Here is a 24,351-nt window from a genome sequence, read left to right on the forward strand (position 1 = left end):
CGACGTCGAGATTACGGAGCTGGGCGCGATTCTCGCCCATGGGCGACTGGCTCGCTTCGGCACAGCGCGCTCTACTTCATGGAGACGCACTACGCGGCCTTCGGGGACTTGCTGCACACCGCACGAACCGGCGAGGCGGCGGCCACGCACCACTACGGTCAGCCGTTCTTCGACTGGATCTCCGCGGACGCGGGATGGTCCGAGAGCCAGAATCTCTGCTGCGCCGACATCACCCGCAGTCTGCGATCCGGGACGTTCGACGGGTACCGCTTGCCGGAGGGCGCCGCGGTCGCGGACATCGGCGGCGCCGACGGCACGGTGCTCGCTTCTCTGCTGCGCGAGGAGCCGGATCGTCGGGGCATCGTGTTCGACTTCCCAAAAGTCGTGGCGGCAGCGGCGGGCACCGCGGACCAGCACGGACTGGGTGGCCGCCTCCGGAGCGTGGGCGGCAACTTCTTCGACAGCGTGCCGACGGCGGACGTCTACGTCCTGTCGTACGTTCTCCATGACCGGGATGACCTTCGACGATGCTCGTGATGCCGGGGCTGTGGTGCGTGCGGACCAGCGTCAGGCCGGCGCGTTGGAAGAGTTCGGCGAACTGGGCCCCGTCGCGCTGTCGTCCGTTGCAGTGGGCGAGCATGGCAAGGTCCAGCAGTCGTGTGCCCCCCCCCGAGGATGTGGGCGGCCTGGGTGTCGTCCCAGTTGTGGATGACGTTGGAAAGCAGGTAGGCGTCGCCGCCTTCGGGCACCGCGGTCAGGAAGTCGCCGCCGATGACGCGGCAGCGCTCGGCGACTCAGGCCTCCCGCAGCAGAGGCTCCGCTCGGGAAACGACGGCGGGCTGGTCGTAGAGGACGCCGCGTAGTGCGGGGTAGGCGTTCAGCAGGGTGGCCAGGAGGCGGCCGCGCCCTCCTCCGACGTCCACGGCTTCCTCCATCGTTTTCTACAGGCGCTTGGCGGCGCCGGTCCTCAAGGGCGGGGCTGGCGCCGCCCTCGGATGGTTCAGCCGGGCCAGGTGCCGGTCGGGCGACGGGTGGCGGCGGCTCATGATCGGTCGGCGGCGGCCTTGACGGCAGCGAAGATCGCGCCTTGCGGGGCTGCGACGATCAGGACTTCCTGCCAGGTGCGGTGCTCGTCGGTGGCGTCAGGGGCGTCGTCGTGGCCGATCATCTTCGGCTTGTAGGCGATCTTGGATGCTTTCATCGGCACCTGCGGCTGCGGCGTACAAGCAGGAAGAAGACGAACAAGGCAGCCGCGGCAATCAGGGGAGTGCGGTTGGCCTTCGCCATGGTCACGGCCGACTCGGCCTTCTCGCGGACGGGGTCCGGGGTCTTCTCGGCGGCGAGCTGCCCGGCCCGTGCCGCGGCGCCGCGGACCTGCGTCGCGGCCTGGGCTGCCTTGTCCAGGACCGGATCGGGCGTCTTGTCCTTGAGTAGCTGGGTGGCGTGCGCCGCCTTGTCGTGGATTTGGTCGCTCACCAGGTGGGCCTTCTCGGCGGCCTGTTCCTTGATCTCGGCCGCCTTCTCCTTGGCCTGCGCCTTGACGTCGGCCTTGGCTGCCAGCGCCTCCACGGTCTGGCCGAGCTCCTTGCGGGTGTGATCCACCTGCTCGCGCAGTTCCTCGGGAGTGGGCGCGGCGTCCTTGTCGCCGGGGGAAGGGGTATTCATCGGTGTGCCGCCTCCTTGATCTCGGCCACGTCGGCCTTGACGCTGTCGATGGCCTGCTCCGGTGTGGGGGTGCCGGCCTTGGCGATCTGCCGTTTCCCGGCCGCGGCCATCACGGATGCGACGGCCGCGAGCAGGGCGGCGATGATCAGGGCCGAAGCCCACACCGGGAGGAGCAGAGCCAGGGCTGAGATGACGCCGGCCACCAGGGCCTGCGCGGCCAGGAAGCCGACCAAGCCGGCCCCGCCGAACAGGCCGCCGCCTACGCCGAAGCGCTTGCCCTTCTGGGTCATCTCCGCCCGAGCCAGCTGCATCTCCTCGCGGATCAGCTCCGAAATCTGCTGCGACGCCCGTGAAACGAGGTCGCCCACCGATTCCTCGGGGCTGCTGTGCGTCGGGTGCCGTCCGACGGTGCTCATCTGCTCTTCACCTTCTCCGCACGGTTCGTCCGTTATGGCGCGGGGGCTGCACGATGGCGGCCGTTCGTATCGCCGGTGGGGCGCCGCGCCGGTCCACGGCCCTAATTTGTGCCGGTGTCGTCCTGTATGGGGGCATCGGCGTTGCGCTTGACGGAGCCGATGTCATGGCGCGCCTACCCCTCAAGGAACCGGTCACCCGCCTGCGGGTGGTGGTCATCCCAAGCGGCGGACCAGGAGGCGGGGTGTCGCCCGGACGAGGGCGGCCGCGGCCACGCCGATGCCGCTCCGGCTGCGACGTCGGAGGGGTAGTGCGCGCCGCTGTGGAGCCGTTCGAGGGCCACCAGCACGGTCGGGACGGCACATGCGGCGCCGGCCCACGGCCGGCAGGACGCGACGGTTGCGGTGAAGGCCACGGCGGCGGCGGTGTGCCCGGAGGGGAAGGAGGAGCTGTCGGGCCGGTCCTCGACGTCGTCGTGCGGGATCCACTCTTCGGGCGGCCGGCGCCGCTCCACGAGCTGTTTCGCGACCCCGTTCGCTGCCATGATCACGGCGGCCGCCCACCACAGCTTCGTGTGCTCGGCGGCTTCCTCGACCGGCGGGAGCAGCTGTCGGGCCCAGTCCGAGTCCCAGGCGGCCATCCGTCTTGTCAGCCGATGATCACCGCGCCGCAGGGCATCCAGGATGTCCCTGCTTCGCCGCCTTCCCGCCCGCGCTTGTTCCACGTGCCGCTCATTCCAGGCGGCGGCGGTCGTCATCGCTCCACTTGCGTGTGTCGCGGGGTTCGACGTAGGGCTCCTCGCCCTCGGGCATCCCGCCGGCGATCGCGCGCTGGCGCACCATCTCGGCGTCGAACTCCAGCCCCAGGAGGATGGCCAGGTTTGTGATCCACAACCACACCAGGAAAATGATCACGCCTGCGAGAGTGCCGTACGTCTTGTTGTACGAGGCGAAGTTCGCGACGTAGAACGCGAAGCCGGCGGAGGCGCTCATCCAGATCACCAGTGCCAGGAAACTCCCGGGGGTGACCCATCTGAAACCGCGGCCCTTGGTGTTCGGGGCGGCCCAGTACAGGATCGCGATCATGATGGTGACCAGCAGGACCAGGACCGGCCACTTCGCGATCGACCACACGGTCAGCGCGGTGTCCCCGATCCCCAGGGCTGTGCCGGCCTGCCGGGCCAGGGGTCCGGAGAACACGACAATGAGTGCGCTGGCCCAGGCAAGGACCATCAGCGTGACGGTGAGGGCCAGGCGCAGCGGGAGGACCTTCCACACGGGGCGGCCTTCAGGCATGTCGTAGACGGCGTTCGAGGTACGGATGAACGCGGCGATGTATCCGGACGCCGACCAGACCGCGACGGCCAGACCGACGATGGCCAGGAGCGATCCGACCCCTGCGTTGCCCTGGAGCTGCTGCACCGCGTTGCTGACCACGTCGCGGGCCGAGCCGGGCGTGAGCTTCTGCAGGTTGTCCAGGACCTGCCTTGTCGCAGACTCACCCGCGATGCCCAGCAGGGACACCAGCACGAGCAGGGCGGGGAAGAGGGCCAAGATCCCGTAGTAGGTGAGCGCCGCGGCCCGGTCGGCGAGCTCGTCGTCCTTGAACTCCTTCACGGTGCCGCGCAGCACCGCCTTCCACGACCGCTTCGGCATCTCGGTGAGCTGGTCGGGCGCCCGCTCCTCCACCTGCGGATCCGGCCCCACCCTACTCTCGCGACCGATCTCCCCGCGTTCGTCTTCCCGGCCCTGGCCTGACTTCGGCTCGCGTGTCATACCCTGCGGCTTTCCCGCGCGGCGTCACTCATGTCAGCCAGGCCGCGCGAGTTCCCGCGTTCTTCGGACAGGGGCCGGGTGGAACAGCCCCTGGTGCGCTGGTGGTGCTGGAGGCGGGCGATGGCAGCGGCCTGTTCGGCGTGCCGGGCTTCCCACCGCAAGGTCCCGTCGCAGGTGACATCGGCCCAGGTGGTGAAGGCGCGGGCCTTGCGTTCCTGGAGGTCGGCGAGCAGCGCCAGGTCGGGCTGCTCGCCCTGAGGGTAGGCGCGGAAGAGGTCGCCGAGTTCGATGAGCGAGACCCGGTCCGCGTCCACGACGGGGGCTGCATGGGCTGAGGCGTGGGCGAACCGGCGGATCGACTGGACCCGACTTGACCCTGATGCTCGTATCACATGTGCCGGGACGGACCTGGACGGTCCGCCTCACCGGCTACCCCGATTACACCGTGTCCGTCACCTGCGGCACCGCCGCGTGCCGGATGCCGCCCCGCTCGAAGGACGCCGCGAGCATGCGCCGCTTCGCCGCGGAGCACGTCAAAGCCCACGGCCGCCTCGCCGGCGCCCGCCCCAACGCCGCCTGCAGCTGCGGCAGCGGCGTATGCTCGCTTGAATTCCCCACCCCCGTGCTGATCCGCATCACCACCGACGGCGTCGGCGCCAACGACACCGCCAACGGAGGCGCGGGCTCCGACACCTGCACCACGGACCCGGGCGACATCGGCATCAGCTGCCCCTGAGCGTGTTCCCCGCTGAGCCGCGCGGCCGGCCCTCCGGCACAGACCGGCTCACCTGAGGCTCGGGAGGGATGCGTTCGCCTCCCGGGCCGAGTTGTGCTCCCCTCACCGGGGGATCGTCTACGGGGAAGTCGAGCACGGTGAAGCCGGCGGGCCGGCGCGCTTCGGGTCCGGTCAGGTGGAGAGCGCCGCCAGGAGCATCTGTCGGGTGACCGTGGTCAGTTCGGCCATGTCGGGCAGCGGGTTCGTCTCCTCCAGGGCGCCGGCGAGCCTGTCGTACAGCAGGCCGTCCGTCCAGGCGACGAGCAGGTCGGCCGTCTCGGCGGGGTGGGGAGCGCCGAGGGCCGCCAGCAAGGCGGCGGCCTTGGACCGTGCGGCGAGACGGGCGGTGTGCAGGTCGGCGCGGAGTTCCGGGCGGCGCGTTGCCTCAAGGGTGAGTTCGAAGCGCGCGAGCTGACGGTCGCGGGCCGCCGTGAGCCAGTGGTGGAGCAGTGCGGCCAGTGCGGCAGCGGCGGAATCCAGATCCGGGCGGCCGTCGCCCCGAGTGGCCAGGGGGCCGTGGGTCGCTTCCCAGTGGTCGACGTCGGAGACCGAGAGTTCAGCCAGCCGGAGGTAGCAGGCGCTGATGAGGGCGCTGCGGGTGCGGAAGTAGTACGAGGTGCTGCCGGCGGGCAGGCCGGCGGCGGCGTCGACCGCGCGATGGGTCAGGCCGCGCAGACCGGCGGCGGCCACAGTGCTGATGGCGGCGTCGGCGATCAGGGCGCGGCGGTCCCGGGGGTCGGGGACCGGCGGGGGGGAGGAGGCGGGAGGGGTGGACACAGCCCAACTCTACATCTGTATAGTCACCCTCGGCCTCTACGAATGTAGAGGCCGAGGGTGAGGATGTAGGGGAGGCAGCCGAGATGCGCGTTCGTCACGCTGTTGTGGCCGGAGGGGGGATCGGGGGGCTGACCGCGGCAATCGCCCTGCACCGACGGGGGTGGCGCGTCACCGTGTGCGAACGGGCCACCGAACTCACCGGCATCGGGGCCGGCATCGCGCTGGCCCCCAACGCCCTCCGCGCCCTGGGCTCGATCGGCATGAACCCCGACCTGTGGGCGGGTGACACGCTCCTGGATGGCGTCGGGTTGCGCAGGCCCGACGGCACCTGGCTGAGCCGGCCGGACGCCGGGACGCTGCCCGACCGCTACGGCCCTCCCGCCCGCGCCGTGCACCGCGGCTTCCTGATCGCGGCGCTCGCTGCCGCCCTGCCCGCCGACGTCGTGCACCTCGGCGTATCGGTGACCGCTGTGGACGACGCCGCTGACACCGGTGACGCCCTCGTGCGGACGTCGGCGGGCGACCTGCGGGCCGACGCCGTACTGGCTGCGGACGGCATCCGCAGCGTCCTGCGCGGGCAGCTCTTCCCCCATCACCCGGGGCTGCGCCACGCCGGGGAAGCCGGGTGGCGAGCGGTGGTGTCCGGCGCGGGCCTGCCTGCCCAGCCGGCCGCCGAAACCTGGGGGCGAGGCGAGCGGTTCGGCATCGTTCCGCTCGCCGACGGCCGCATCTACTTCTTCGCCACCGCCCGCACCTCACCTCCCGGATCCGGCACGTGCCCGGCCGGCCACCACGCGGAGCTGGTGCGGCGCTTCGCCGCGTGGCACGACCCGATACCCGCACTGCTGGACCGGCTGGACCCGGCCGGCGTGCTCCACCACGAGTTCTACGAACTGGCCGCGCCCCTCCCCCGATTCCACGCGGGCAGGGTGGCCCTGCTCGGCGACGCCGCGCACGCCATGACGCCCAACATGGGCCAAGGCGGTTGCCAGGCCATCGAGGACGCCGTCGTCGCGGCGCACCACCTCCAGTCCGACGACGTACGCGCCGCGCTCGCCGCCTACACGAAGGCCAGACACCGGCGAACGACCCGGATCAGCCGTCAGTCCCGGCGCATCGGCGCACTCGTCCAGCTCTCGCATCCGCTGGCCACGTCCCTCCGGAACCTGGCCGTACGGGCCACTCCCTCGGCTCTCTCGCGACGAGCCCTGGACACGGTCCTCGACTGGCAGCCCCCGCTCGCCCCCTCCTCACCTTCCGTCCATGCCGATGCCGGCACGAACGCGACCACCACCACTACGAACGTCGTCGTCAACGTCAACGTCGAGGAGAACAAGTGAGCGCCACGGACACGTCCCGCTCCAGCCGACTGGCCGACCCCGTCCGCCCCTTCGTGGTCGGCGCGCGGGGCTTCGTCTTCCTCGGCATCGGTCACCTCGCCCTCGGCGCGGCGCTGGCGGCGCTGGCCGCCCCGACACCACAACAGCGCGCCGCCGACGCGGCGATGCGGGAATCCGCCTTCACCCTGATGGGTCTGGAGCGCACCACTCTCGACGTCTTCAACGGCATCAGCATCGTGATGGCCCTCTTCGCCGTCGCCTGCGGTGTGCTCCTCCTGACCGCCGTCCGCCACGCCCCGACCCTCGTCCGGCGCCGCACCGCCTTCGGACGGTTCGCTCTCGCGACCTCCCTGGCCACCTTGGCCGTATCCATCTGGCTGCTGCCCGCGCCGCCGATCGTCGTACTCACCATCACCAGCTGCGCCTTCGCCCTGTCCCTTCGCAGGGCAACCCCTCAGGACGATCAGCACCGCCCCGCCCGCACGGCGGCGTAGGGAGGCAGCGGACCGACTGTGCGAACACGGTGGAGCGGTGGGCGATCGGGCCCTTGTCCGCATGGGTGGATCACCCAGTGTTCTGGCTGGTCAGAGGTGTGCTCTCCAGGTGGATTCCGATCCTTTTGCGGGCACTTGGTGATCAACCGCTCCCGTATCCGGCCTCCACCAGGCCTGATTCGTAGGCGGCGATCACCGCCTGCGCGCGATCGCGGACGCCCAGCTTGCCGAAGATGCCGGTGATGTGGTTCTTGACCGTGGAGACACTGATGTCCAGGTCCAGGGCGATCTCGGTATTGCCCCGGCCGGTGGCCATGAGCCGCCAGATCTCCAGCTCCCGCGGGGTCAGTTCGGCCGGGGTCTCGCCGGTCCACGCTCGCGGCCGGGCGGGGGTCCGTACGTAGGCGGAGATGAGCCGGGTGAGGAGCCGCGGCGCGACGGCGGCCTCGCCGGTGTGGACGGTGCGGATCGCGGTGATCAGCTCCTCCGGCGAGACGTCCTTCGGTAGGAATCCGTACGCGCCGACGCGCAGGGCGGCGACCACGTACTCGTCCATGTCGAAGGTGCTGAGGGCCAGGACGCGGGTCTCCGGGAGCGTCCGCGCGAGTTCCTCGGTGGCCCGGACTCCGTCGAGGACCGGCATGCGGATGTCCATGACGACCACGTCGGGCCGTACCTGCTGGGCGAGGGCGACGGCCCTGGCCCCGTCCTCGGCCTCGCCCACGACCTCGAACTCCGGGTCGGGGGCAAGGATCAGGGCCAGGCCCCGCCGTACCAGCGGCTGGTCGTCGGCGATGAGCACGCGGATCATCGGTGCCGTTCCTCTCTCTCGTCCTCTCCCCGGACCGGGAGACGGGCCGCGACCCGGAAGCCGCCGCCGTCGAGCGCGGCGGCCTCCAGGGTTCCGCCCTGCAGAGCGACACGCTCGTGCATACCGATCAGACCGTACCCGGAGCGTTGCGCGGGCCGTGCGGCCGGTGCCTGCGCTCCCGCTCCGTCGTCCCGTACCTCCACGGTCACATCGTCCCGGTGGTACGCGAGCCGTACGTGGGCCGTTGCCCGCCCCGCGTGCTTGCGGGTGTTGGTGAGGGCTTCCTGCACGATCCGGAAGACCGTCAGGCCGACGCTCGGCGGCAGCGGGCGGACCGTCCCGTCCACCGTGAACTCTGTCTGCGTCCCAGCCCGCCGGGACTCGGCGATGAGCCGGTCCAGGTCTCCGGCTCCGGGCTGCGGCGCCGGCGGGGTGTGCTCCGGCTCCTCGCCGGCCCGCAGCACGTCGAGGAGTTGGCGCATCTCGCGCAGCGCCATCCGCCCGGAGCCCTCAAGGGTGACGAGTGCCTCCCGGGCCACATCGGGATCGTGCGCGAGGTTGGCCCGCGCTCCACCGGCCATCAACTGCATGGTCGTGATGTGGTGGGCGACCATGTCGTGCAGCTCGCGGGCGATCCGGCGGCGCTCCTCGGCCACCGCCCGGTCGGCGAGCATCGTCCGGTGGGCCTCCGCCTCCCGCTGACGGTGGTTCACCGCCTGGGCCGCGCCGACGGTGATGAGGGTGCCGATCGCGTTCCCGAGCACGCCCCACCAGCCGAAGGGCAGGGGCCAGCCGCTCTGGCCGACGGAGATCAGCGGTACTGCCGCGAGCGCCGCCGTCGCGACCACGGCGGGGCGGCTGAACCGGGCCACCGAATAGAGGGCGACCATGAGGGTGAGGGTGAAGTGCGGGGACAGCGGAGTAGTGAGGTTCAGCATCACGCCCAGGGCCAGAACGGCGGCGAGTACCGCCACCGGGCGCACGCGCCGGGCCATCAGGGGCATCGCCGACACCACCAGGACGACGGCCGCCGTCGCGTTCAGGGACCGGCCCTCGGACTGCATGCCCAAGGAGTAGCCGACGAGGTCGATGGTGCCGGCCGCCACGGCCACGAGCGCGTCGTTGCGCGTCCACGGCGACCGATCGGCATTCTGGTCGGTGCCTTGGTCGGTGCCTTGGTCGGCGACCCGGCGGCTCGGGTCCCGGCCCGCGCCCGCGTCCCAATGTGCGCTCCCGCCCCGTTCCACTTCTGTGCCCACGCCCACAGCCATGCTGCCGGTCCTCCCCCCGTCGGCCGCGCCTCCCGGCAGCTGCCGGGGGCTTGCGCGGCCGCTCGCTCCGGTGATCCATTCTGGCACCGGCCGGGTCGCGTACCACCAGCCCGGGGGAGGACCCGTACCAGGACCCAGGTCCTGGTCGGCGCCGACGTCCGGACCCTGGTCCCGGACCGGGCTCCTTCCACGCTCCGACGTTTTCCCCGCTCGCCCCTGATGGTCTGGGGTCAGGCCGGAAACCACCGGCCGGCACCCCACCGTCCGGAGGAAACGAGTGATCCGCGCCCTGACCCGATTCTCGACGCGAAGTCCGTGGAAGGTCATCGCCCTGTGGGCGGTGCTGGGCATCGCAGCGGCCCTGGTGGGGCAGGTGTTCATCTTCCGCGCCACTCAGGCCGGCAACGGCGGGTTCCTGCCCGCGCACTACGACTCGGCGGCCGCGATGAAGATCGCGGAGGACCGGTTCGGGGTGAAGCCGGACGCCAACGTCCTGACCCTGCTGGTGGCCCGCTCGGACGACGCGCCGCTCGGCGTCGCCGACGAGCAGCGCATCGACGCGCGGGCGGCGCAACTGTCCCAGCGGCGCATCACCATGCCCAGGACCGAGGAAACGCCGCCGTTCGCCCAGGACCACTCGCAGGTCCCCCGGGTCAGCCCGGCCATGACGGCGCCCGACCGCTCGTTCCGGCTGCTGTCCGTTGAACTGGCCGGAAATCCCGCCGATCCCGGGGTACAGGAGACCTACCGGGCCTTCCGGGACTCCGCGCGGGACGGGTTCGCCGAGGAAGGGCTGCGTACCGGGTTCACCGGCGGGATCGCGGACAGGGTGGACACGGAGGACGCCGGGAAGACCAGGTCGACGGTGGTCGGCGCGGTCATGCTCGGGGTCATCGTCCTGCTGCACGTCATGGTCTTCCGTAGTTTCCTGGCAGCCCTGCTCCCGCTGCTCGCCGTCTCCGTCATCGGCGGCGCCGCGGCCGGCGTCGTCGTTGGTGCCGCACTTCTGACCGGAACCGGACTGGCTGATTCCACACCGGGGTTGATCAATGTAGTGCTGGTGGGCATCGGCATCGACTACTTCCTCTTCCTCCTCTTCCGCTTCCGTGAGCAGCTGCGCGAGCATCCCCGTCAGTCCGGGCGCGAAGCGGCCGCCGAGGTCGCCGGGCGCGTGGGTACGGCCATCACCTCCGCGGCACTCACCATCGTCGCCGCGTTCGCCACGCTCGGCGTGGCCTCCTTCGGCCAGTTCCAGGTGCTGGGGCCGGCCATAGCCCTGGCCGTACTGGTGATGCTGCTGGGCAGCCTGACCCTCATGCCGGCCCTGCTGGCGGTCACCGGGCGCAAGATGTTCTGGCCCTCGCGGGCCCTGAGGCACGAGCCCCGCGCGGGCGCCGCCGCCCGGCTGGGCGACCGCGTGGCGCGCCGGCCCTTGACGCTGGTCCTGGCCTCGGTCGCGCTGCTCGGCGCGCTGGCCACCGGGGTCGTGGGTATGCGCATGGACTACGGGCAGGGCGGCGCGGGGGCCGAGCGCACGGCCGCGGTTGCCACCGCCGCCGAGATCTCCCGCGCCCTGCCGGCCGGAGTGTCGGACCCGACCAGCGTCTTCGTCACGGCCTCGGACGGCGGCTCGCTGACCGTCGAGCGCCTCGGGGGACTGTCCAAGGCGCTCGCCGGGGTCGGCGGCGTGGGGCAGGTCGCGGGCACCGTACTGAGCGAGGACCGGCGGGCGGCGCGGATCGACCTGTTCCTGACGGCCGACCCGCAAGGGCAGGAGGCGCGCGACCTGGTCACCGGCCCGGTCAGGGCCGCGGTCGCGGCCGACGCGCCTGCCGGTACGGAGGCACACGTGGGCGGCACACCGGCGGTCTTCGCCGACATCTCGGCCGCCGTGGACGAGGACCTGAAGGTGGTGTTCCCGGTGGCGGCGGTACTGATCGCGCTGATCCTGCTGGCGCTGCTGCGCAGCCTGCTGGCGCCGGTGATCCTGCTGGCCGCGGTCGGGCTCGGCTTCGCCGCCACCCTCGGCGCATCGACCCTGGTGTTCCAGCGCGCCCTAAACCGGCCCGGGGTGGACTTCTCGCTGCCGCTCGTGCTGTTCCTGTTCGTGGTCGCGCTGGGGACCGACTACAACATCCTGATGAGCGACCGGATCCGCGAGGAGATGGAACGGCCGGGTCCGGCCCGCGCGGCGGTGGGCCGCGCCGTGCGGCACACGGCGCCCGCCATCGCCACGGCGGGCCTGGTGCTGGCCGCGTCCTTCGGCAGCCTGGCGGTCACCCCTGCCCCGTCCACCCAGCAGATCGGCTTCGCGACGGCCCTGGGGATCCTGCTCTCCGCCCTCGTGCTGTCGATCGTGCTGGTGCCCGCGCTGGCCGCGCTCTTGGGCCGGTCCACGTGGTGGCCGGTGCGCCCGCGCCGCTCCGGTGCTGCCGCCGGTACGGACACGAGTGCGGTCTCAGGTGCGGACACCGGTCCGGCGCCGGCTCCGGACCGCGCCCTGGTCCGCTGACCACCGCGCGACGACGCGTTTGAAGGCGTCGCGGGCGCACGTGGGACCTCGTACGGTCCCGCGCGCGCCGGCGTCTTCGGTGTCAGGCGGCCGGGGCGATCTCCGGTTTGTTCCGGAGCCGGGTTCGGACCGCCTGCTGCTCCTTGCCGTACCCGGTGTCCTGGATCTTCGCCGCCCCCGGCGCCCGCAGCCTCGAAGGCCACGCCCGTGCCGGACGGCGCGCTGCGACCCGGGCCTTGGAGCCGCCGCCCCGCGCCGCACGCGGGGGTGGCGCCACGGTCGTCCTCACCCTGCTGATCGCTCGTGGGAGGCGGTGGAGGCCGCCGCCGACGGGCACCGGACGCAGGCCTTCCGCACGCAGGCGAAACACGCATGGCACAAGACGCTTCGCAGCAGCAGACGCACACCGTCCAGCCTGGAGAGACGCTCTGCGATGTCGCTCAGCAGTACTTCGGCGACGCGAACAAGCACCAAGACGCCATGGAGGCGCTACTTACGCGTCGGGGTGCTCCGGCAGGGCGAGCCAGTCCGACCAGGAGATCTCACGGCCGAGGAAGCGCGGCTGCTCGAACGGCCAGTCGGCGGCGATCCACTGCGGCACCAACTCGTCGAGGGCCTCCTCGACCTTGCTGCCCACCAGCTCGTCCACCACCCACCAGGAGATCTCGCCGTCCGCGCCGGCCCTCTCCGGTGGGTCGATGTAGACGCAGCCGAGCAGAGCTGTCTCCGCCGCGTCGAACAGCGCGTAGTTGAAAGACTGGTGTGCGGCGATCTCCTTCTCGTGCCGCAACAGGTCGGCCTGATCGGCCTCGTAGGTCATGGTGGCCGCGGGCCAGCCCCAGGCCGGGCCGAAGATGGTCCACAGCCGCTCGCGCGAACCCATCACAGCCGGATAGTCGAGCGGGGTGTCCGCCTCCCGGATCGGCCGCAGGTGATGGCCACCGCCCGGCAGCGGTACCAGGACGGGGTGGACGAAGTCATCGGGAAGCCAGCTCATGACGCCCGACCGTAGCAGCGCGCGGCCTTCCGCTCCCCTGGATTTTCCCCGTATACCGGCAGGCCCTGCTCTCATGCCGGGCAGGGCCCGCGATCACCCGATCGAGACTCCCGTTCGATCGACAGACTCCGTGATCGTTATGGCAACGGCTTCTCAGCGAAGGGAGATGTGCCGGCCACGCGCCGGCAGTCCAGGAAGGCGAGGTGGACGCGGCAGCCGCCTTCGCGGTCCGAGCCGCGACGGCGGCCCGCCACTCCGGCCGACCGGTGCTCCTCGCCGCCGCGGTGCGCGCGGCCGAACCACCGCTGCGCCGTACGGGCCGCGCGGACACCGCCCTGCGGCTGATCGGAGAAAGCGCACGGGGAGCCGGCATCGGCCTCTGGCCGACCGCAGCTGTCCTGGATGCGTCCGGCATGGTCGCCCTGACCGCGGCATACACTGCCGCCCAGGCCCGCATCCCTTCGCCGCCGAGCAGTTCGCGGCCCTGGCAGAACAGCCCGCGGCCCGCCTCGTCCGTGAATGCCGGGCGGGTACCGGCGGGCGGGGAGCTGTTGCAAGCCACACCACAGGAGGCCTGCCGCCCCTCCGTACGGGCTCTCCTCGACACCGTGGGATGAACGGCCGGCTCAGGCGGTACTCACGGGTGCGGCGCCATGATCTACGGTTTCCTTTTGCATCAGCACCGATCAGTTCAGCAACGGGGAAGTACGCACATGCGCAAGACAGCAGCCCTCGCCATCAGTCTGCTCGCGGCCGCGGTCTTGGTGACCGGGTGTGGCGACGAGAAGAAGGACGCCGGCCCGGCCGAGGCGAGCAAGGCATCACCGAGCACCGCGGCAAGTGGCGAGGCGAAGGGCTCGTCCTCGGGGGCGAAGGGTGCTCCGCATCAGGTGGTCTTCGAGGTGGGTGGCACGGGCACGGCGCAGGTCATGTGGAACGGGAACAGCAACCACTTCGAACAGGTGACGCTGCCCTGGACCAAGACGGAGTCCATGCAATTGGAGGGCGCCGAGCTGAAGGTCGGCGTCACGGTGTCGGTGGTGCCCGGCTCGGTCAAGGGCGCGGACGGGATGCTCAAGCCGGCCCCGTGCACGATCAAGGTCGACGGCAAGCAGGTCGCTGACAATCAGGACGGCAAGTCGACCAAGCCCTGCGAGTACAAGCTCAGGGACTGACTGACAGCAGGCACGGCTACACATCCTCCGCCGCACTGGCCGGCGCGCAGGCAGGGCGGCGTGGATGGTGCGGCCGTGCGAACTCGACGGCATCAGCCTGCCCGAACTCCCCGACGCCCAGCGCCAGGTCCTCGCCGACGCAGGCCTCAACCTCACCGCCTACGACGGCGGGATCCTCGCCGCCGTAGGCGCAGGCGGGCGGCACGTGGTGCAGGCCCGGACCGGCCCGCACCCCGGCCTGCCCACCGACACCGCCCCGCCGGCTCGCCGCCCTACTCACCCAGGCGACCGGCACCAGCCACGTCTTCGAGGCGGTCTACCCCCGGCGCGACACCCACGTCGCACCCCTGCGTGCCTTCGGTGCCGATATCACCGCCGATGGTCAGGACATCGCATTCACGGGCCCGCCGGCCTGCGGGCGGCCGACGTGCAGGCAGCGGACATCCGGGTGCAGCTCCAGGGCCATGGTGGGCCGCAGCAGGATCCGTCCCCTGCGGTGTCGTTCGCGGTAGCGGTCGCCCAGGCAGCACGAAGTCGAACCCGGCTACTTGGGCCTCTCCGTTGCCGTGGCGCTGGCACAGACGGGGCGGGTGCGGGCGGCATAGGAGCGGGCGGCCACAACGAGGCCGATGCCCAAACCACCGAATGCCAGGCCGCCGAACTCGGCAAACCAGGTGATCCCCGAGCTGGTGGTGAACGGCCGGTCCGGCTTGATCTCGGGCAGCACACCGGCAGCCATGAGCGGGGCCATGATGATGAGGACGGCCCCTTACATCGCCAGGGGGATACCGGTCAGCCAGGCTGGAACCAAGGGCAGCAGGCGCGGGACCCGTCGTCCGGACAAGAACAGCGTTCAGTGGGGAACACCTGCCCCCACACGTACAGCAGCCCCAGCAGCAGGAAGATCCCGACCATCGCGGCCGGCACGGTCACGTCGATGCCCGCCGACGCGGTTGCCTTCGACGGCCCGGACGCGCCGGCGATCGACGTCCTCTGCCAGTCATCGCCCGCTACGCCGAGCGCGTCGCCGCCCAGTGTCCAGATGGTCTTGGTTCCCGCCCACGGCAGGAGTCCGCACATGAGCAGGTACACCGCGATGCGGGTCCGCCTCGGGGCTCGGGAGGCGGCTGGGTGGGCAAGCGGGCAGTCGCCGCGCAGCCGTCGGCGGTAGGACAAACCGACGAGGAGCAGGAAGGCGGCGCCGGCCGTGTTCAACAGCACCTGGGTCAGCCCGGTGGCGCTCTCTATCCCCGAGAGCGTCACAATCGTCACGAAATAGATCGGCAGCCCGTTCATTCCCACGACGAAGACCGGGACCGCCACGATCAGTGCCGTCGCCACCGCAACCCGGCCGAGTCTGGCGAGCGTTCGGGTGCCGGCCAGGCAGGCGCCGCCGGCCAGGAGCGCGAGGGCCGCCAGGAAGAGCTGGACCCCCGGCGCGTACGCCGAGTGCTCCTTCCATGGCACGGTGGTGCCCGTCACCGCCCAGGTGACCTCGACAGCGGCGTACAACACGCCCCACACAGCAGCGACGATGGGCGCCCACACAGGCCACCGCCGCCACCACAACACCCGCCCCGGACTTGCGGTCGGCGGCTTGGGAACGCCACCGACCTCCGAGTTCGCAGGAACGGCCACCATGACCCCCGTATATCCGGATTGCCGACGCTCCAAGATTCCGCGTCACCCGCGCTGATCACATCCATCCCACGGGTCATCCGGCTTCTCCCGCGCGGGGGAAGCCGGACGTGAGTGTCAGCCCGGCCGGAGCACTACGGTGCGGTGCGCCGACCGTTGTCGTAACGATCAGGGCTCTTGCCGATCGGACGGGAATCCAGATCGGGTGATCGTGGGCCGGCGGAGGCGTAGAGGCAGGGTCTCCTGCACAGGGAATGCGGCCGACCACGACGTGCGTGTGCGACGGTATCCGTCGGACATGAGTGATGCCGAGTGGGCCCAGGTCCGCTTGGCGCTGCCCACGCCGGGGTGGCTGCAGGGGCGGGGCGGGCAGCCGGAGGCGTACTGCCACCGGGCGATGCCGGCGGAATTTCCGCCGTGGGACCGCGTATATCCGTTCTTCCGCCGCTGGCGAGACCTCGGCCTGGTCAAGGAGTCGCATCGCCGTTCCCGACCGCAGGGCGGACGGCCGCGTACCCGGCCGGCAAACGCCGCAACGAGGTCGAGCGAACGATCAACCGGCTCAAGAACGCCCTGGGCCGTCGCCACCCGCTACGACAAAAGGGCCTGCGTCTTCCACGGCACGGTCACGGTCACCGTCGCCGCAGTCCGGCTCTGGCTCCGCCCGTGAGACGCACCCTGCATCTGGTTACGCCCAGTACTGCTCAGCCGCCGGCAGCGTCGTCCCATACAGTGCCGAAAGTATGACGGCACTCACATCCTTCACCTTCGTGCGCCACATGGACGGGCTCCTCTACCACTTCGAACGCGACGGCGAGCACAACGGACGTCCTGCCTACCGTCGAACGGACGGGCACGTGTGGTGTGTCTGGTCTCCGACCGACGGCTGGCATTGCGAGATAGCTGACGGTCTCGTCACCGCCCATCCCCTCAATGGCCACGCTGATGAACCCGAACCCCCGGCCACCGTCTGGCGCAGCTTCAAAGACGACCGCTCCTACCTCTACGACCTCCGGACCCTCGACCCCGAAGCTTGATCCGCCGGCAGTGCCTAGGCCGGGCCCAGGTCCGGGTCGCGGGTTTCGTGGACTTCCCAGTGGCCCAGGCGGTCCGTGAGGGCCGCTCGGCGGCGGGCCAGGAAGACGAAGGCGGCGACGGCGGTGGTCGCGGCGGCCGCGGTCGTGGACAGTGCGGCGCCCCAGGACATCGGGACCATCAGGACGTAGGTGGCGAGGGCATAGGACAGCAGCAGGCCGCCGAGCCAGGGCCAGTGGGCGCCCGGCAGCACGGTGGTGGGGGTGGGGGCGAGGACGGTACTGCGGTTCGGGTCGGGCTGTACGGGCGTCGCGGGGGCGAGGATTCGCTCGAAGTCGGCGCGGTCCACTTCCAGCCACGCCACCTCGCCTTCGTCGGTGACGAAGACGACCGGCTGGTTGTTCCTGATCAGGCGCCAGTTACGGGCGCCACACAGCCAGCCCGGCCGTTCGCCCATGGTGGCCGCGAGCAGGGCGAGCGCGTGGGGCGGGCCGCCGCGGTTGGCGGCCAGTACCTCGGAGCCGTCCTCCAGTGCGAAGCGCAGCTTGTGGTCCGAGGTCACGCGGACGGTGCCGTCGACGTCTCCGAGCGACACGTGGTCGCCGCGCCGGGCCGAGGTGATCCGTGCACGGACGGCGGGCAGGGCCGATCCGCCGGCCGCGTCCTCGCGGAGGGCACGGGCGGCAGCGTCGGCCTTCGGGGCGTACCGGGTCACGCGCAGCACCCAGATGAACAGCAGGAGGCCGCCGGGAACGAAGGCGGCGACCGTGAGATAGGGCGGCAGTGAGAACGCGAACGGGAAGTCCGTATCCGCGTACCGGCCGAGCTGGCCGGAGTAGTCCACCACGCCGCCGAGTTCGGGTGCCGAGGGGGCGTACAGGACGATCGTGGGTCTGGGCGAGCTGCCCCTCCCCCCTCCCTGCATCCCGAAGTGGCCGTTGCGCACCGCGACCCGCCCGGTGACCCGGTGACCGTCCGGGGCGAGGACGGGGACTTCGACCGTCACGTCACCGCTGAACATCGCGACTTTCGGGTCGTCTCTCGTCAGCCGGTGAACGTCGACGATCGTGCCCTCGGCGGTTTCGGCGCCGGCCTTCTGTATCGCGGCGATGCGCCTGAGGTCGTCGCCGTCCGGCCGGATCGCCAGCTCGGTCGCCACGGACAGGGCGGGCAGTATCACGGCGACGCCCAGCAGCCAGGGTGTGATGCGGCGGATCCACTGCGGCTCGACGGGCAGTCGTGCGGGCGGTGGCGTGGGATCGGCCTGCCGGGGGGCCGCGACGCGGACCGGCCGGGAACCCGACCACACCCATACGGCGCCCAGGACCAGAGCCACGGCCCCGAGTACGGCCACGTCCGGCCGGTACACGGACATGCCCGCCCGCAGCAGCAGTGTCCAGATCGCCAGCACTGCGAACAGCAGCGAGCCCCCACCCGAAGTCCTGGTCAGCCAGGTGTTTCTCGCCGTGATCGCGGACTGTACCAACGCCGGTGTACGGGGCGGCAGATGGACCGGCTTGGGTGGGGATGGGGTGCTTGGAGGTCGCTTCTTCTGGCGTGATCTTCGTTGAACGGTGCATGACGGATCTGGTTGGGCGGCTGGTGCCGGGCGAGTTGTGGGTGCTGTTCCGGCGGGTGGTACGCCGACGGAGGTCATCCGCCCGCAGGGCGGCGGCAGGCGTCGAGCGGGTGACCGCGAAGCCTTGGCCGCGATCATCTCCGCGGCGACCTCGGGTTGCACCTGGCGGCAGTTCCCGCCGATCTTCGGCCCGAGGTGGCAGACGGTCTACCGACGTTTCGCCCAGTGGAGCCGGGCCCGGGTCTGGGCCCGGCTCCACCGCGTCATCCTCGACGAACTCGGCGCCCTTGGGGAACCGGACTGGTCGTGCCGGGCGATCGACTCCGTCAGCATGCGGGCTGCAAAGGGGGCCCCTGATGGGACCGAATCCGACCGACCGTGGCAAGCCCGGATCGAAAATCCACTTGATCACCGACAGGAACGGACTGCCGCTCTCGCTCGGCGTCTCGGGCGCGAACACGCACGACAACCTCGGTCTGGAACCGCTCGTGCGGGGCATCCCGCCGATCCGGTCCAGGCGTGGACCTCGCCGACGGCGCCCTGGCAAGCTCCACGCCGACAAAGGCTACGACTACAGCCACCTGCGCTGCCGGCTCCGCAAACGCGGCATTCGCCACCGCGTCGCCCATCGTGGCATCGAGTCCTCCGGGCGGCTCGGCCGTCACCGCTGGGTCGTCGAACGGACCGTGTCCCGGCTCGCCGGCTGCCGCCGACCTCACCGCCGATACGAGCGCAAGACCGAACATTTCCTCGCCTTCGTCGGCATAGCCGAAGCCCTCATCTGCCACCGCCGGCTCACCAAATGAAACGACGTCCAAAGGTGCGGCGGTCGCGGATGAGAGCCCACAGAACGTCGAGCCGGCGGCGGGCCGAAGCGAGGATCGCCTGCTTGTGGCTCTTGCCTTCGCCTCTCTTGCGGTCGTGGAAGGCCTTCGAGGTGCGGCAGAAACGGGCAGCGATCTGGGCGGAACTCCGCACCCAGCAACGGGCGCCCATGCCGGGCATGCTGAGAAGCACTTCCGCGTCGCGATGCTCACGGAAACGGACCGCGATCTGCGCATCGATCTCAGCGATCTCATCGTCCAGAGCCGAACTGCCATGGCCAGGGTGTTGACCACAGCCGCGGCAGTGCTTTCCCGGGTACGGTCGGCGATGACGTAGGCGTCCTTCGCGTCGGTCTTGCCGTCTCCGCGGTAGCCAGGGAAGCGTGGTGGACGGTGCGGCCAGGAATGTAGAGCTCAGCAGAGCGCCGCCGCCGGCGTTCAGGTCGATGGCCCAGGTGACCGGGCTGTCCTCGGCCAGTGCGAGGACGTCGCCCAGGACCTGTCCGGCCGATCACGCGGCTGATCCGAGCACCGGTCCAATCCCGGGAGGTCGGGCAACGGGAGCGCTGATCGGGCGAATCTTGGCGCGCCGGGCTGGTAAAACACTGACTTGTGGGTATCCAGGAGCGCGAACGCAAGATGTATCGGCCGCTGCGGCGGGCCGGCCTTGAGGTGATCCCGAACGCGGTGCCGGACGGCACGATGCCGTTCGTCTTCGGATATGGTTCCGAGGACATCGTCGGTGGCTTCTCTCACCGGTACGAGACCCCACGGCTTGTCGAGCGTCTCAACGAGGCCTGGTACGACCTGGCTGTTTCCTCGGGTCTTTTCAACCAGCGGCGCGAGTTCCTCGTCCTGCTTCCGGAGGGCACCCGTACACACGGCGACTTCTTGCAGGAATTGCACTGGGGCCGCCGTGCCGCACCGATGGTTTGGACCCAGGTCCGGCTCTTGGAGCGCTGGGACATCATGGGCCGGGGTGCGGCATCGGCGTTCCTCGGCATTCACGCGGGCCATCCGGGCTTCGGCATGATGGCGCTCGACAGCAGCGTGTACATCAGTTGCTCGACGGGTGAGAGGGGCGTTGATGTAGTCGCGGTGGGCCACCCGGACCGCTCGGAGAACATCCTGCGGCAGTTGGAATGGTTCGCGTCGTGGGAGGACAACTCTGACCATGAGTTGCAGGAGCGGATCGCCGTTTGGCTCGCGGGCCGTGCACCAAGTGCTGTCAGCTGTTCCGAACGATGACCACGCGGCCCCGGTGGCCGACGCCGACAAGGTTGTCGTTGGGATTCTCGGCCTGTACCCCGCACCTTCTCAGCGGTCGCGGCGGCCCAGTCGCCGTCCGCCTCATCGTCGTCTCGCTCGACGATGACGAAGGCGTTGCCCCGGCCGAGGTTCGCCACCATCCGGCTCAACGCTGACGGTTTCGGGTTCCCCACCAGCCGGCCATGTTCATCTCTCGCTTACTCACGACGATAGGCCCACACTCGGACATCGCATCCCGGCCACCGTTGGACGGGCATGTAGGACCCCCGGCCCCAGCTCGGAATCAGGCACCGAGGCAGGAAGCGGCAGAGGTCATCCGGCCTTGGCCGACTCCTCGGCGCGAGCTCGGGTGCCGGCGAGCCGGTAGGAGTCGGTGCGGTCTCGATGATGGTGCCGTTGAAGGTGAGGCGGTCGACGAGGGCCGCGCAGAGGCGGGGGTCGGTGAACGTCTTGGTCCAGCCGCCGAACGACTCGTTGGAGGCGATGGCCACGCTGCCCTGGCGGGCCATGACGCCGAGTCGGCGTACCGAAGCGCAGACCTCAGCTCGTCATCGGTCGGACCGGCTCGTGATCTCACTTCGACACCGGCTGGGCCGGTCCGGGGGTCGCGTTGCCCGGTCGAGGTCGGACGGGCAGGTGGGGGAGCGGGTCCGCGGAGGGTGCCGGTCATCTCTTGTCGGCGCATGCCTCCGCCTCCGCCAGGTACCGCGCCACCGACCCCAGCGTCAGCATCCCGCTCGCCCCGCCCGCGTGTTCGGTGCGGGCGGCGCGCAGGGCCGTTGCCGCGCGGGCGGCGACCGGGCGCTCGCCGAGGCGGGCGGCGGCGTGGGCGGTCAGACACCAGAGTGCCTCCTGCATGTGATCAGGCGGTGGTTCGGGCGCCATGGCCAGGGCGGCACGGGCCTCCTCGTCCCGGTTGCGGGCAAGCAGCACCAAGGGGTGCGTCCAGGGGTGGTACGGGCCCCAGTCGAGGGCGGGGTCGGTGGGCGCGGGACGGTCGTGCAGGAGACGTAGGCCCAGGAGGGCGAGGGCGAACAGGCCCCGGTGCAGCCCCGGCATGCCCGCTGTCCCAGCGAGGGCGTTTTCGGCGGCGCGGTAGTGCGCCGCGGCCGTGGCGGCGGTCGGCCCGCCCGGTTCCGTACTGCGGGCGGCCGTGGCCCGGGCCCGGAACCAGCCGGTGAGGACGGGGACGAGCAGGGCCTCGGTGCTGACGGCGAGCTGCTCGGCTGCCTCGGCGTGTGCGGTCGCGGCGTCGAGGTCGCCGAGAGCGGAGGCGGATTGCAGGCGGATGAGCCGGCCGAGCACGGCGAAGTCCGGCAGCTCGTGCCGGGTGGCCAGGTCCAGGATCTCGGAGCCGGTCACGTCTCGTGCCGCCGCGAGCCCGGGCCGGGTGAAGGACTGGAGGAAGACGCCGTTGAGGGCGAACACCAGCAGGGCGGGATCGCCCAGCTCCCGGGCCAGCGCCTCGGCCTCGCGCGCCGCCTGCCCGGCGCGCCTGCGTTCGGTGGCGGACAGATCGGCGCTGCGGCTCTCGACCGCGACGGTAGCCAGCAGGCGGGCGCGCAGTTCGGCGGGGCCGTCGGTGCCGAGCGCGGTGAGCGTACGCTCGGCGGCCGCGACGACGGCGCGGGACTGGTCGGGATCGTCGGCCCGGCTCCAGAGGGCGGGCACGTCGTAGGCGCTGATGACGCGCGCGGTCAGAGTGATGTCTCCGGTGCGTTCCGCCGCCCGGACGGCGGCGAGCCGGTCGCGCCGCGAGTGGATGAGGGCGTCACCGCCCGCCAGGGCCAGGGTGCGCGCCAGTTCCACGGTGGTGCGCGGTCCGAGTCGTACGCCTGCGGTCCAGACGGTACGTGGGGGCTGGAGCGTCGTAGCTCCGCGGAGAATGTCCGTCTCCAGGCGCCGGAGGCCGGCACCCGGGTCGAGCCCGAGCTGGTCCGCGAGCATCGTGCGGGCGCGGCGCAGGGTGGCCAGTGCGTCTGCCTGACGGCCTGCCCGGTGCAGTGCGCGGGCCAGCAGCCCCCAGGCCGGTTCACGCCAGGGGTGTTCGGTGACGTGGGCGCCCAGTTCGGCGACCAGCTCGGCTCCTGAACCGGAGTCGAGGAGGAGGCGGGCGCGCAGTTCCACCGCCTCCAGCCTCAGCTCTTCCAGCCGGGCCCGTTCGCGCTGGGCCCACGCGGAGCCGGTCACGTCGGCGTAGGCGGAGCCGCGCCAGGCCGCGAGGGCCGCGTCGAGGTCGGTCAGAGCATCGGGAGTACGCCGGGCGCGGGCCAGGGCGTCCTCGAAACGGTGGACGTCTACGGTGTCGCGCGGTAGGCGCACCGCGTAGCCGGGGCCTTCCGTGACGAGGACGCGCGGCGGGGTGCGGGGCGGCCGGCCAGGTTCGATGGCGCGGCGCAGCGCGGCGACGAACGTACGCAACGCACCCACTGCGCGCACCGGCGGATCGGCCCACAGGTCGTCCACGAGGGTGTCGGTGGCTACCATCCGTCCCCCGGCGGCGACAAGCCGGGCGAGTACCTCACGGTGGCGGGGTCCGCCCAGGTCGACCGGGGTGCCGTCGTCGTGAAGGGCCCGCACGGCACCGAGTACGTCGATTTGCATGCCCTCCATCTTCCGTTCCGCGGGTCGCTCGCGCCGACGCGTACTGATCGGCTGCTGATCGCCGTCGCCCACGCTGAACCCGTCAGTACCCGGACCAAGGCTTTCGCCGGTCCACCGACCCAAGGAAGGGGTCTTTTATGACTGTCATCATCCCCGGCTTCGACCACGTCCGTCTGCCCGGCACCGACGGAGTGGAGCTGGCTGCCGCCGTCGGCGGCAACGGCAGCCCGGTCGTGCTGCTGCATGGCTTCCCACAGACCCACCTGATGTGGCGGCACGTCGCCGAGCGGCTCGCCGGCGAGCGCACGGTGATCTGTCCCGACCTGCGCGGCTACGGCGCCAGCGACAAGCCGGCGGCCACCGGCCCCGAGGTGTACTCCAAGCGCACCATGGCCGCCGATGTCGTCGCCCTGGCGGCGGCACTCGGCCATGAACGCTTCGCCCTGGTCGGCCACGACCGGGGCGCTCTGGTCGCCTTCCGGGCGGGGCTGGACCATCCCGAGACCCTCACACACCTGGGCGTCCTTGACGTCGTGCCGACCCTGGACATGTGGAACGTCCTTCACGGTGTCCCGGCGTCGGTCGGCTACCACCTGTTCCTCATGGCGCAGCCGCCGGGGCTGCCGGAGACGATGATCGCCAACAGCGCCGACGCCTTCTTCGGCTCCTTCCTCGACGCCTGGGCCAGGAACCCGGCCGCCATACCGGAACCGGTCCGCGCCGCGTACCTGCGGGCGAGCGCCGCGGCCGTGCCGTCGATCGTCGCGGACTACCGGGCCTCGGCGGGCATCGACGTCACCCACGACCAGGCGGACCAGGACGCCGGCTCCCAACTGGCCATGCCCGTGACGGTCGTCCAGCAGGACTGGGGCGCGCGACTGGGCTACGATGCCGCCGCGCTCTGGCACGCGTGGGCGCCGGACCTGGACCACCGGCTGACCGGAGCGGGGCACTTCATGGCCGAGGAGGCGCCCGACGAGATCACGGAGGCGATCCGCGACCTGCTGCTCCGCTGAGCTCACCGGCCGGGCCACGGGAGGCGGGAGGCGGGAGGCGGGCGAGCCTTACGGCCCCGGCGCCCGATCGGTCCCGCGATCCGACGACCGCTTCGACTGCGGGGAGCCAGCCGGATCACCGCCACCCAGGGAGTGAAGATCACCTCACAGTGGGGGACGTGTGGTGGTGTGCTGGACCGCGACGTCGGGCAGTTCATCGACCGGGGACAGCTACGCTGGGGCATCGAGGGAGGTGCCTGTCTTGCCCCAACGCATGGTGCGAGATGGGCGCGGGCCCAGCTCCCGAAGAGGTCAGGCAGGCGCTGCCGGCCGAGCACGGGCCCGCTCGGCTTCGCCTGGCGGCCCGAGGAGACCAGCCTCGTGCCCGTGCTGCGAGCCTT

General features: G+C 71.3%; 25 protein-coding genes and 5 pseudogenes. 13 read left to right on the top strand and 17 right to left on the bottom strand.

Going from position 1 to position 24,351, the window contains the following annotated elements; all coding sequences use genetic code 11:
• The first annotated feature begins 78 nt into the window (after positions 1-78).
• On the top strand, positions 79-537 hold the full coding sequence (locus tag M4D82_RS32050; protein WP_249771029.1) for a methyltransferase: 459 nt from the start codon (positions 79-81) through the stop codon (positions 535-537).
• Here M4D82_RS32050 and M4D82_RS32055 read toward each other — a convergent pair.
• The 7 genes and pseudogenes from M4D82_RS32055 to M4D82_RS34715 form a co-directional block, all read right to left on the bottom strand.
• A pseudogene (locus M4D82_RS32055) lies at positions 483-935 on the bottom strand (methyltransferase). The gene M4D82_RS32050 and the pseudogene M4D82_RS32055 overlap by 55 nt on opposite strands.
• 107 nt (positions 936-1,042) lie before the next feature.
• Positions 1,043-1,201, bottom strand: a complete 159-nt coding sequence (locus M4D82_RS32060) for a DUF4235 domain-containing protein (protein ID WP_502989035.1) — start codon at positions 1,199-1,201, stop codon at positions 1,043-1,045.
• Positions 1,198-1,665 (bottom strand): DUF3618 domain-containing protein, encoded by a 468-nt coding sequence (locus M4D82_RS32065; protein WP_249771031.1) that lies wholly within the window; start codon positions 1,663-1,665, stop codon positions 1,198-1,200. The genes M4D82_RS32060 and M4D82_RS32065 overlap by 4 nt, the downstream gene beginning before the upstream one ends.
• A complete protein-coding gene (locus M4D82_RS32070; protein WP_249771033.1) occupies positions 1,662-2,081 on the bottom strand; it encodes a phage holin family protein in 420 nt (139 codons plus the stop codon). Before M4D82_RS32070 ends, M4D82_RS32065 begins: the two co-directional genes overlap by 4 nt.
• A gap of 173 nt (positions 2,082-2,254) precedes the next feature.
• A complete protein-coding gene (locus tag M4D82_RS32075; protein WP_249771035.1) occupies positions 2,255-2,719 on the bottom strand; it encodes a phosphatase PAP2 family protein in 465 nt (154 codons plus the stop codon).
• A gap of 91 nt (positions 2,720-2,810) precedes the next feature.
• A complete protein-coding gene (locus tag M4D82_RS32080; RefSeq protein ID WP_249771037.1) occupies positions 2,811-3,854 on the bottom strand; it encodes a YihY/virulence factor BrkB family protein in 1,044 nt (347 codons plus the stop codon).
• Positions 3,851-4,168 carry a hypothetical protein gene (locus M4D82_RS34715; RefSeq protein ID WP_502989036.1) on the bottom strand — a complete coding sequence of 106 codons (318 nt, stop codon included), beginning with the start codon at positions 4,166-4,168 and terminating at the stop codon, positions 3,851-3,853. The genes M4D82_RS32080 and M4D82_RS34715 overlap by 4 nt, the downstream gene beginning before the upstream one ends.
• Before the next feature lie 65 nt (positions 4,169-4,233).
• Between M4D82_RS34715 and M4D82_RS32090 the strand changes: the two genes are divergently transcribed.
• Positions 4,234-4,590 carry a hypothetical protein gene (locus M4D82_RS32090; protein ID WP_249771039.1) on the top strand — a complete coding sequence of 119 codons (357 nt, stop codon included), beginning with the start codon at positions 4,234-4,236 and terminating at the stop codon, positions 4,588-4,590.
• 171 nt (positions 4,591-4,761) lie between these two features.
• Here M4D82_RS32090 and M4D82_RS32095 read toward each other — a convergent pair whose 3' ends face one another.
• On the bottom strand, positions 4,762-5,406 hold the full coding sequence (locus M4D82_RS32095) for a TetR/AcrR family transcriptional regulator (RefSeq protein WP_249771041.1): 645 nt from the start codon (positions 5,404-5,406) through the stop codon (positions 4,762-4,764).
• Positions 5,407-5,489: 83 nt separating this feature from the next.
• Here M4D82_RS32095 and M4D82_RS32100 point away from each other — a divergent pair, with 83 nt between their 5' ends.
• Both M4D82_RS32100 and M4D82_RS32105 read left to right on the top strand, forming a co-directional pair.
• Positions 5,490-6,746 (top strand): FAD-dependent monooxygenase, encoded by a 1,257-nt coding sequence (locus tag M4D82_RS32100; RefSeq protein WP_249771043.1) that lies wholly within the window; start codon positions 5,490-5,492, stop codon positions 6,744-6,746.
• On the top strand, positions 6,743-7,240 hold the full coding sequence (locus M4D82_RS32105) for an LIC_13387 family protein (RefSeq protein WP_249771045.1): 498 nt from the start codon (positions 6,743-6,745) through the stop codon (positions 7,238-7,240). Before M4D82_RS32100 ends, M4D82_RS32105 begins: the two co-directional genes overlap by 4 nt.
• A gap of 142 nt (positions 7,241-7,382) precedes the next feature.
• Here the strand turns inward: M4D82_RS32105 and M4D82_RS32110 are convergent, their stop codons facing one another.
• Together M4D82_RS32110 and M4D82_RS32115 are read right to left on the bottom strand one after the other, a co-directional pair.
• On the bottom strand, positions 7,383-8,051 hold the full coding sequence (locus tag M4D82_RS32110; RefSeq protein ID WP_249771047.1) for a response regulator: 669 nt from the start codon (positions 8,049-8,051) through the stop codon (positions 7,383-7,385).
• Positions 8,048-9,322: a sensor histidine kinase gene (locus M4D82_RS32115; RefSeq protein ID WP_249771049.1), complete on the bottom strand. Its 1,275-nt coding sequence runs from the start codon at positions 9,320-9,322 to the stop codon at positions 8,048-8,050. The genes M4D82_RS32110 and M4D82_RS32115 overlap by 4 nt, the downstream gene beginning before the upstream one ends.
• Before the next feature lie 277 nt (positions 9,323-9,599).
• Between M4D82_RS32115 and M4D82_RS32120 the strand changes: the two genes are divergently transcribed.
• Entirely contained in the window at positions 9,600-11,834 is a 2,235-nt protein-coding gene (locus M4D82_RS32120; RefSeq protein ID WP_249771051.1) for an MMPL family transporter, read from the top strand.
• A 493-nt stretch (positions 11,835-12,327) separates the two neighbouring features.
• Here the strand turns inward: M4D82_RS32120 and M4D82_RS32125 are convergent, their stop codons facing one another.
• Positions 12,328-12,831, bottom strand: a complete 504-nt coding sequence (locus M4D82_RS32125) for a GNAT family N-acetyltransferase (RefSeq protein ID WP_249771053.1) — start codon at positions 12,829-12,831, stop codon at positions 12,328-12,330.
• Between the two features lie 203 nt (positions 12,832-13,034).
• Here M4D82_RS32125 and M4D82_RS32130 point away from each other — a divergent pair, with 203 nt between their 5' ends.
• On the top strand, positions 13,035-13,448 hold the full coding sequence (locus M4D82_RS32130; protein ID WP_249771055.1) for a hypothetical protein: 414 nt from the start codon (positions 13,035-13,037) through the stop codon (positions 13,446-13,448).
• 96 nt (positions 13,449-13,544) lie between these two features.
• Complete coding sequence (locus M4D82_RS32135) at positions 13,545-14,006, top strand: hypothetical protein (protein WP_249771057.1); 462 nt, start codon at positions 13,545-13,547, stop codon at positions 14,004-14,006.
• A gap of 544 nt (positions 14,007-14,550) precedes the next feature.
• Here the strand turns inward: M4D82_RS32135 and M4D82_RS32140 are convergent.
• The gene (locus tag M4D82_RS32140; protein ID WP_249771059.1) at positions 14,551-14,745 is read right to left on the bottom strand and encodes a hypothetical protein; all 195 of its coding nucleotides are present in this window, start codon (positions 14,743-14,745) and stop codon (positions 14,551-14,553) included.
• Positions 14,746-14,798: 53 nt separating this feature from the next.
• Positions 14,799-15,521, bottom strand: coding sequence for a hypothetical protein (locus tag M4D82_RS32145; protein WP_249771061.1), 723 nt, complete (start codon positions 15,519-15,521; stop codon positions 14,799-14,801).
• A 648-nt stretch (positions 15,522-16,169) separates the two neighbouring features.
• Between M4D82_RS32145 and M4D82_RS32150 the strand changes: the two are divergent.
• Both M4D82_RS32150 and M4D82_RS32155 read left to right on the top strand, forming a co-directional pair.
• Positions 16,170-16,314, top strand: a pseudogene (locus M4D82_RS32150) (IS5/IS1182 family transposase); the annotation flags it as partial.
• A 73-nt stretch (positions 16,315-16,387) separates the two neighbouring features.
• Positions 16,388-16,681 carry a hypothetical protein gene (locus M4D82_RS32155; protein ID WP_249771063.1) on the top strand — a complete coding sequence of 98 codons (294 nt, stop codon included), beginning with the start codon at positions 16,388-16,390 and terminating at the stop codon, positions 16,679-16,681.
• A gap of 14 nt (positions 16,682-16,695) precedes the next feature.
• On the opposite strand, the gene M4D82_RS32160 is transcribed toward M4D82_RS32155, so the two are convergent.
• Positions 16,696-18,090: a hypothetical protein gene (locus M4D82_RS32160; protein WP_249771065.1), complete on the bottom strand. Its 1,395-nt coding sequence runs from the start codon at positions 18,088-18,090 to the stop codon at positions 16,696-16,698.
• A 167-nt stretch (positions 18,091-18,257) separates the two neighbouring features.
• Here M4D82_RS32160 and M4D82_RS32165 point away from each other — a divergent pair.
• Positions 18,258-19,064: pseudogene (locus tag M4D82_RS32165) on the top strand (IS5 family transposase).
• An 85-nt stretch (positions 19,065-19,149) separates the two neighbouring features.
• Complete coding sequence (locus tag M4D82_RS32170; RefSeq protein WP_249771067.1) at positions 19,150-19,419, top strand: hypothetical protein; 270 nt, start codon at positions 19,150-19,152, stop codon at positions 19,417-19,419.
• Here the strand turns inward: M4D82_RS32170 and M4D82_RS34720 are convergent.
• A pseudogene (locus M4D82_RS34720) lies at positions 19,395-19,492 on the bottom strand (IS110 family transposase); the annotation flags it as partial. The gene M4D82_RS32170 and the pseudogene M4D82_RS34720 overlap by 25 nt on opposite strands.
• Before the next feature lie 202 nt (positions 19,493-19,694).
• On the opposite strand from M4D82_RS34720, the gene M4D82_RS32175 reads away from it, so the two are divergent.
• The gene (locus tag M4D82_RS32175) at positions 19,695-20,330 is read left to right on the top strand and encodes a hypothetical protein (protein WP_249771069.1); all 636 of its coding nucleotides are present in this window, start codon (positions 19,695-19,697) and stop codon (positions 20,328-20,330) included.
• A 333-nt stretch (positions 20,331-20,663) separates the two neighbouring features.
• On the opposite strand, the pseudogene M4D82_RS32180 reads toward M4D82_RS32175, so the two are convergent.
• Positions 20,664-20,851: pseudogene (locus M4D82_RS32180) on the bottom strand (ATP-binding protein); the annotation flags it as partial.
• Between the two features lie 166 nt (positions 20,852-21,017).
• Entirely contained in the window at positions 21,018-22,955 is a 1,938-nt protein-coding gene (locus M4D82_RS32185; protein WP_249771071.1) for an AfsR/SARP family transcriptional regulator, read from the bottom strand.
• A 137-nt stretch (positions 22,956-23,092) separates the two neighbouring features.
• On the opposite strand from M4D82_RS32185, the gene M4D82_RS32190 reads away from it, so the two are divergent.
• Positions 23,093-23,971 carry an alpha/beta fold hydrolase gene (locus M4D82_RS32190; RefSeq protein WP_249771073.1) on the top strand — a complete coding sequence of 293 codons (879 nt, stop codon included), beginning with the start codon at positions 23,093-23,095 and terminating at the stop codon, positions 23,969-23,971.
• Positions 23,972-24,351 lie beyond the last annotated feature (380 nt).

Source organism: Streptomyces sp. RerS4, assembly GCF_023515955.1.
Lineage (GTDB): Bacteria > Actinomycetota > Actinomycetes > Streptomycetales > Streptomycetaceae > Streptomyces.

What these genes read in the sequence shown, in the direction of transcription:
- M4D82_RS32050 (WP_249771029.1), top strand. Translation starts at nt 79, where the DNA reads ATGGAGACGCACTACGCGGCCTTCGGGGACTTGCTGCACACCGCACGA.
- M4D82_RS32060 (WP_502989035.1), bottom strand. Translation starts at nt 1,201, where the DNA reads ATGAAAGCATCCAAGATCGCCTACAAGCCGAAGATGATCGGCCACGAC.
- M4D82_RS32065 (WP_249771031.1), bottom strand. Translation starts at nt 1,665, where the DNA reads ATGAATACCCCTTCCCCCGGCGACAAGGACGCCGCGCCCACTCCCGAG.
- M4D82_RS32070 (WP_249771033.1), bottom strand. Translation starts at nt 2,081, where the DNA reads ATGAGCACCGTCGGACGGCACCCGACGCACAGCAGCCCCGAGGAATCG.
- M4D82_RS32075 (WP_249771035.1), bottom strand. Translation starts at nt 2,719, where the DNA reads ATGGCCGCCTGGGACTCGGACTGGGCCCGACAGCTGCTCCCGCCGGTC.
- M4D82_RS32080 (WP_249771037.1), bottom strand. Translation starts at nt 3,854, where the DNA reads ATGACACGCGAGCCGAAGTCAGGCCAGGGCCGGGAAGACGAACGCGGG.
- M4D82_RS32090 (WP_249771039.1), top strand. Translation starts at nt 4,234, where the DNA reads ATGCTCGTATCACATGTGCCGGGACGGACCTGGACGGTCCGCCTCACC.
- M4D82_RS32100 (WP_249771043.1), top strand. Translation starts at nt 5,490, where the DNA reads ATGCGCGTTCGTCACGCTGTTGTGGCCGGAGGGGGGATCGGGGGGCTG.
- M4D82_RS32110 (WP_249771047.1), bottom strand. Translation starts at nt 8,051, where the DNA reads ATGATCCGCGTGCTCATCGCCGACGACCAGCCGCTGGTACGGCGGGGC.
- M4D82_RS32115 (WP_249771049.1), bottom strand. Translation starts at nt 9,322, where the DNA reads ATGGCTGTGGGCGTGGGCACAGAAGTGGAACGGGGCGGGAGCGCACAT.
- M4D82_RS32125 (WP_249771053.1), bottom strand. Translation starts at nt 12,831, where the DNA reads ATGAGCTGGCTTCCCGATGACTTCGTCCACCCCGTCCTGGTACCGCTG.
- M4D82_RS32135 (WP_249771057.1), top strand. Translation starts at nt 13,545, where the DNA reads ATGCGCAAGACAGCAGCCCTCGCCATCAGTCTGCTCGCGGCCGCGGTC.
- M4D82_RS32140 (WP_249771059.1), bottom strand. Translation starts at nt 14,745, where the DNA reads ATGGCTGCCGGTGTGCTGCCCGAGATCAAGCCGGACCGGCCGTTCACC.
- M4D82_RS32155 (WP_249771063.1), top strand. Translation starts at nt 16,388, where the DNA reads ATGACGGCACTCACATCCTTCACCTTCGTGCGCCACATGGACGGGCTC.
- M4D82_RS32185 (WP_249771071.1), bottom strand. Translation starts at nt 22,955, where the DNA reads ATGCAAATCGACGTACTCGGTGCCGTGCGGGCCCTTCACGACGACGGC.
- M4D82_RS32190 (WP_249771073.1), top strand. Translation starts at nt 23,093, where the DNA reads ATGACTGTCATCATCCCCGGCTTCGACCACGTCCGTCTGCCCGGCACC.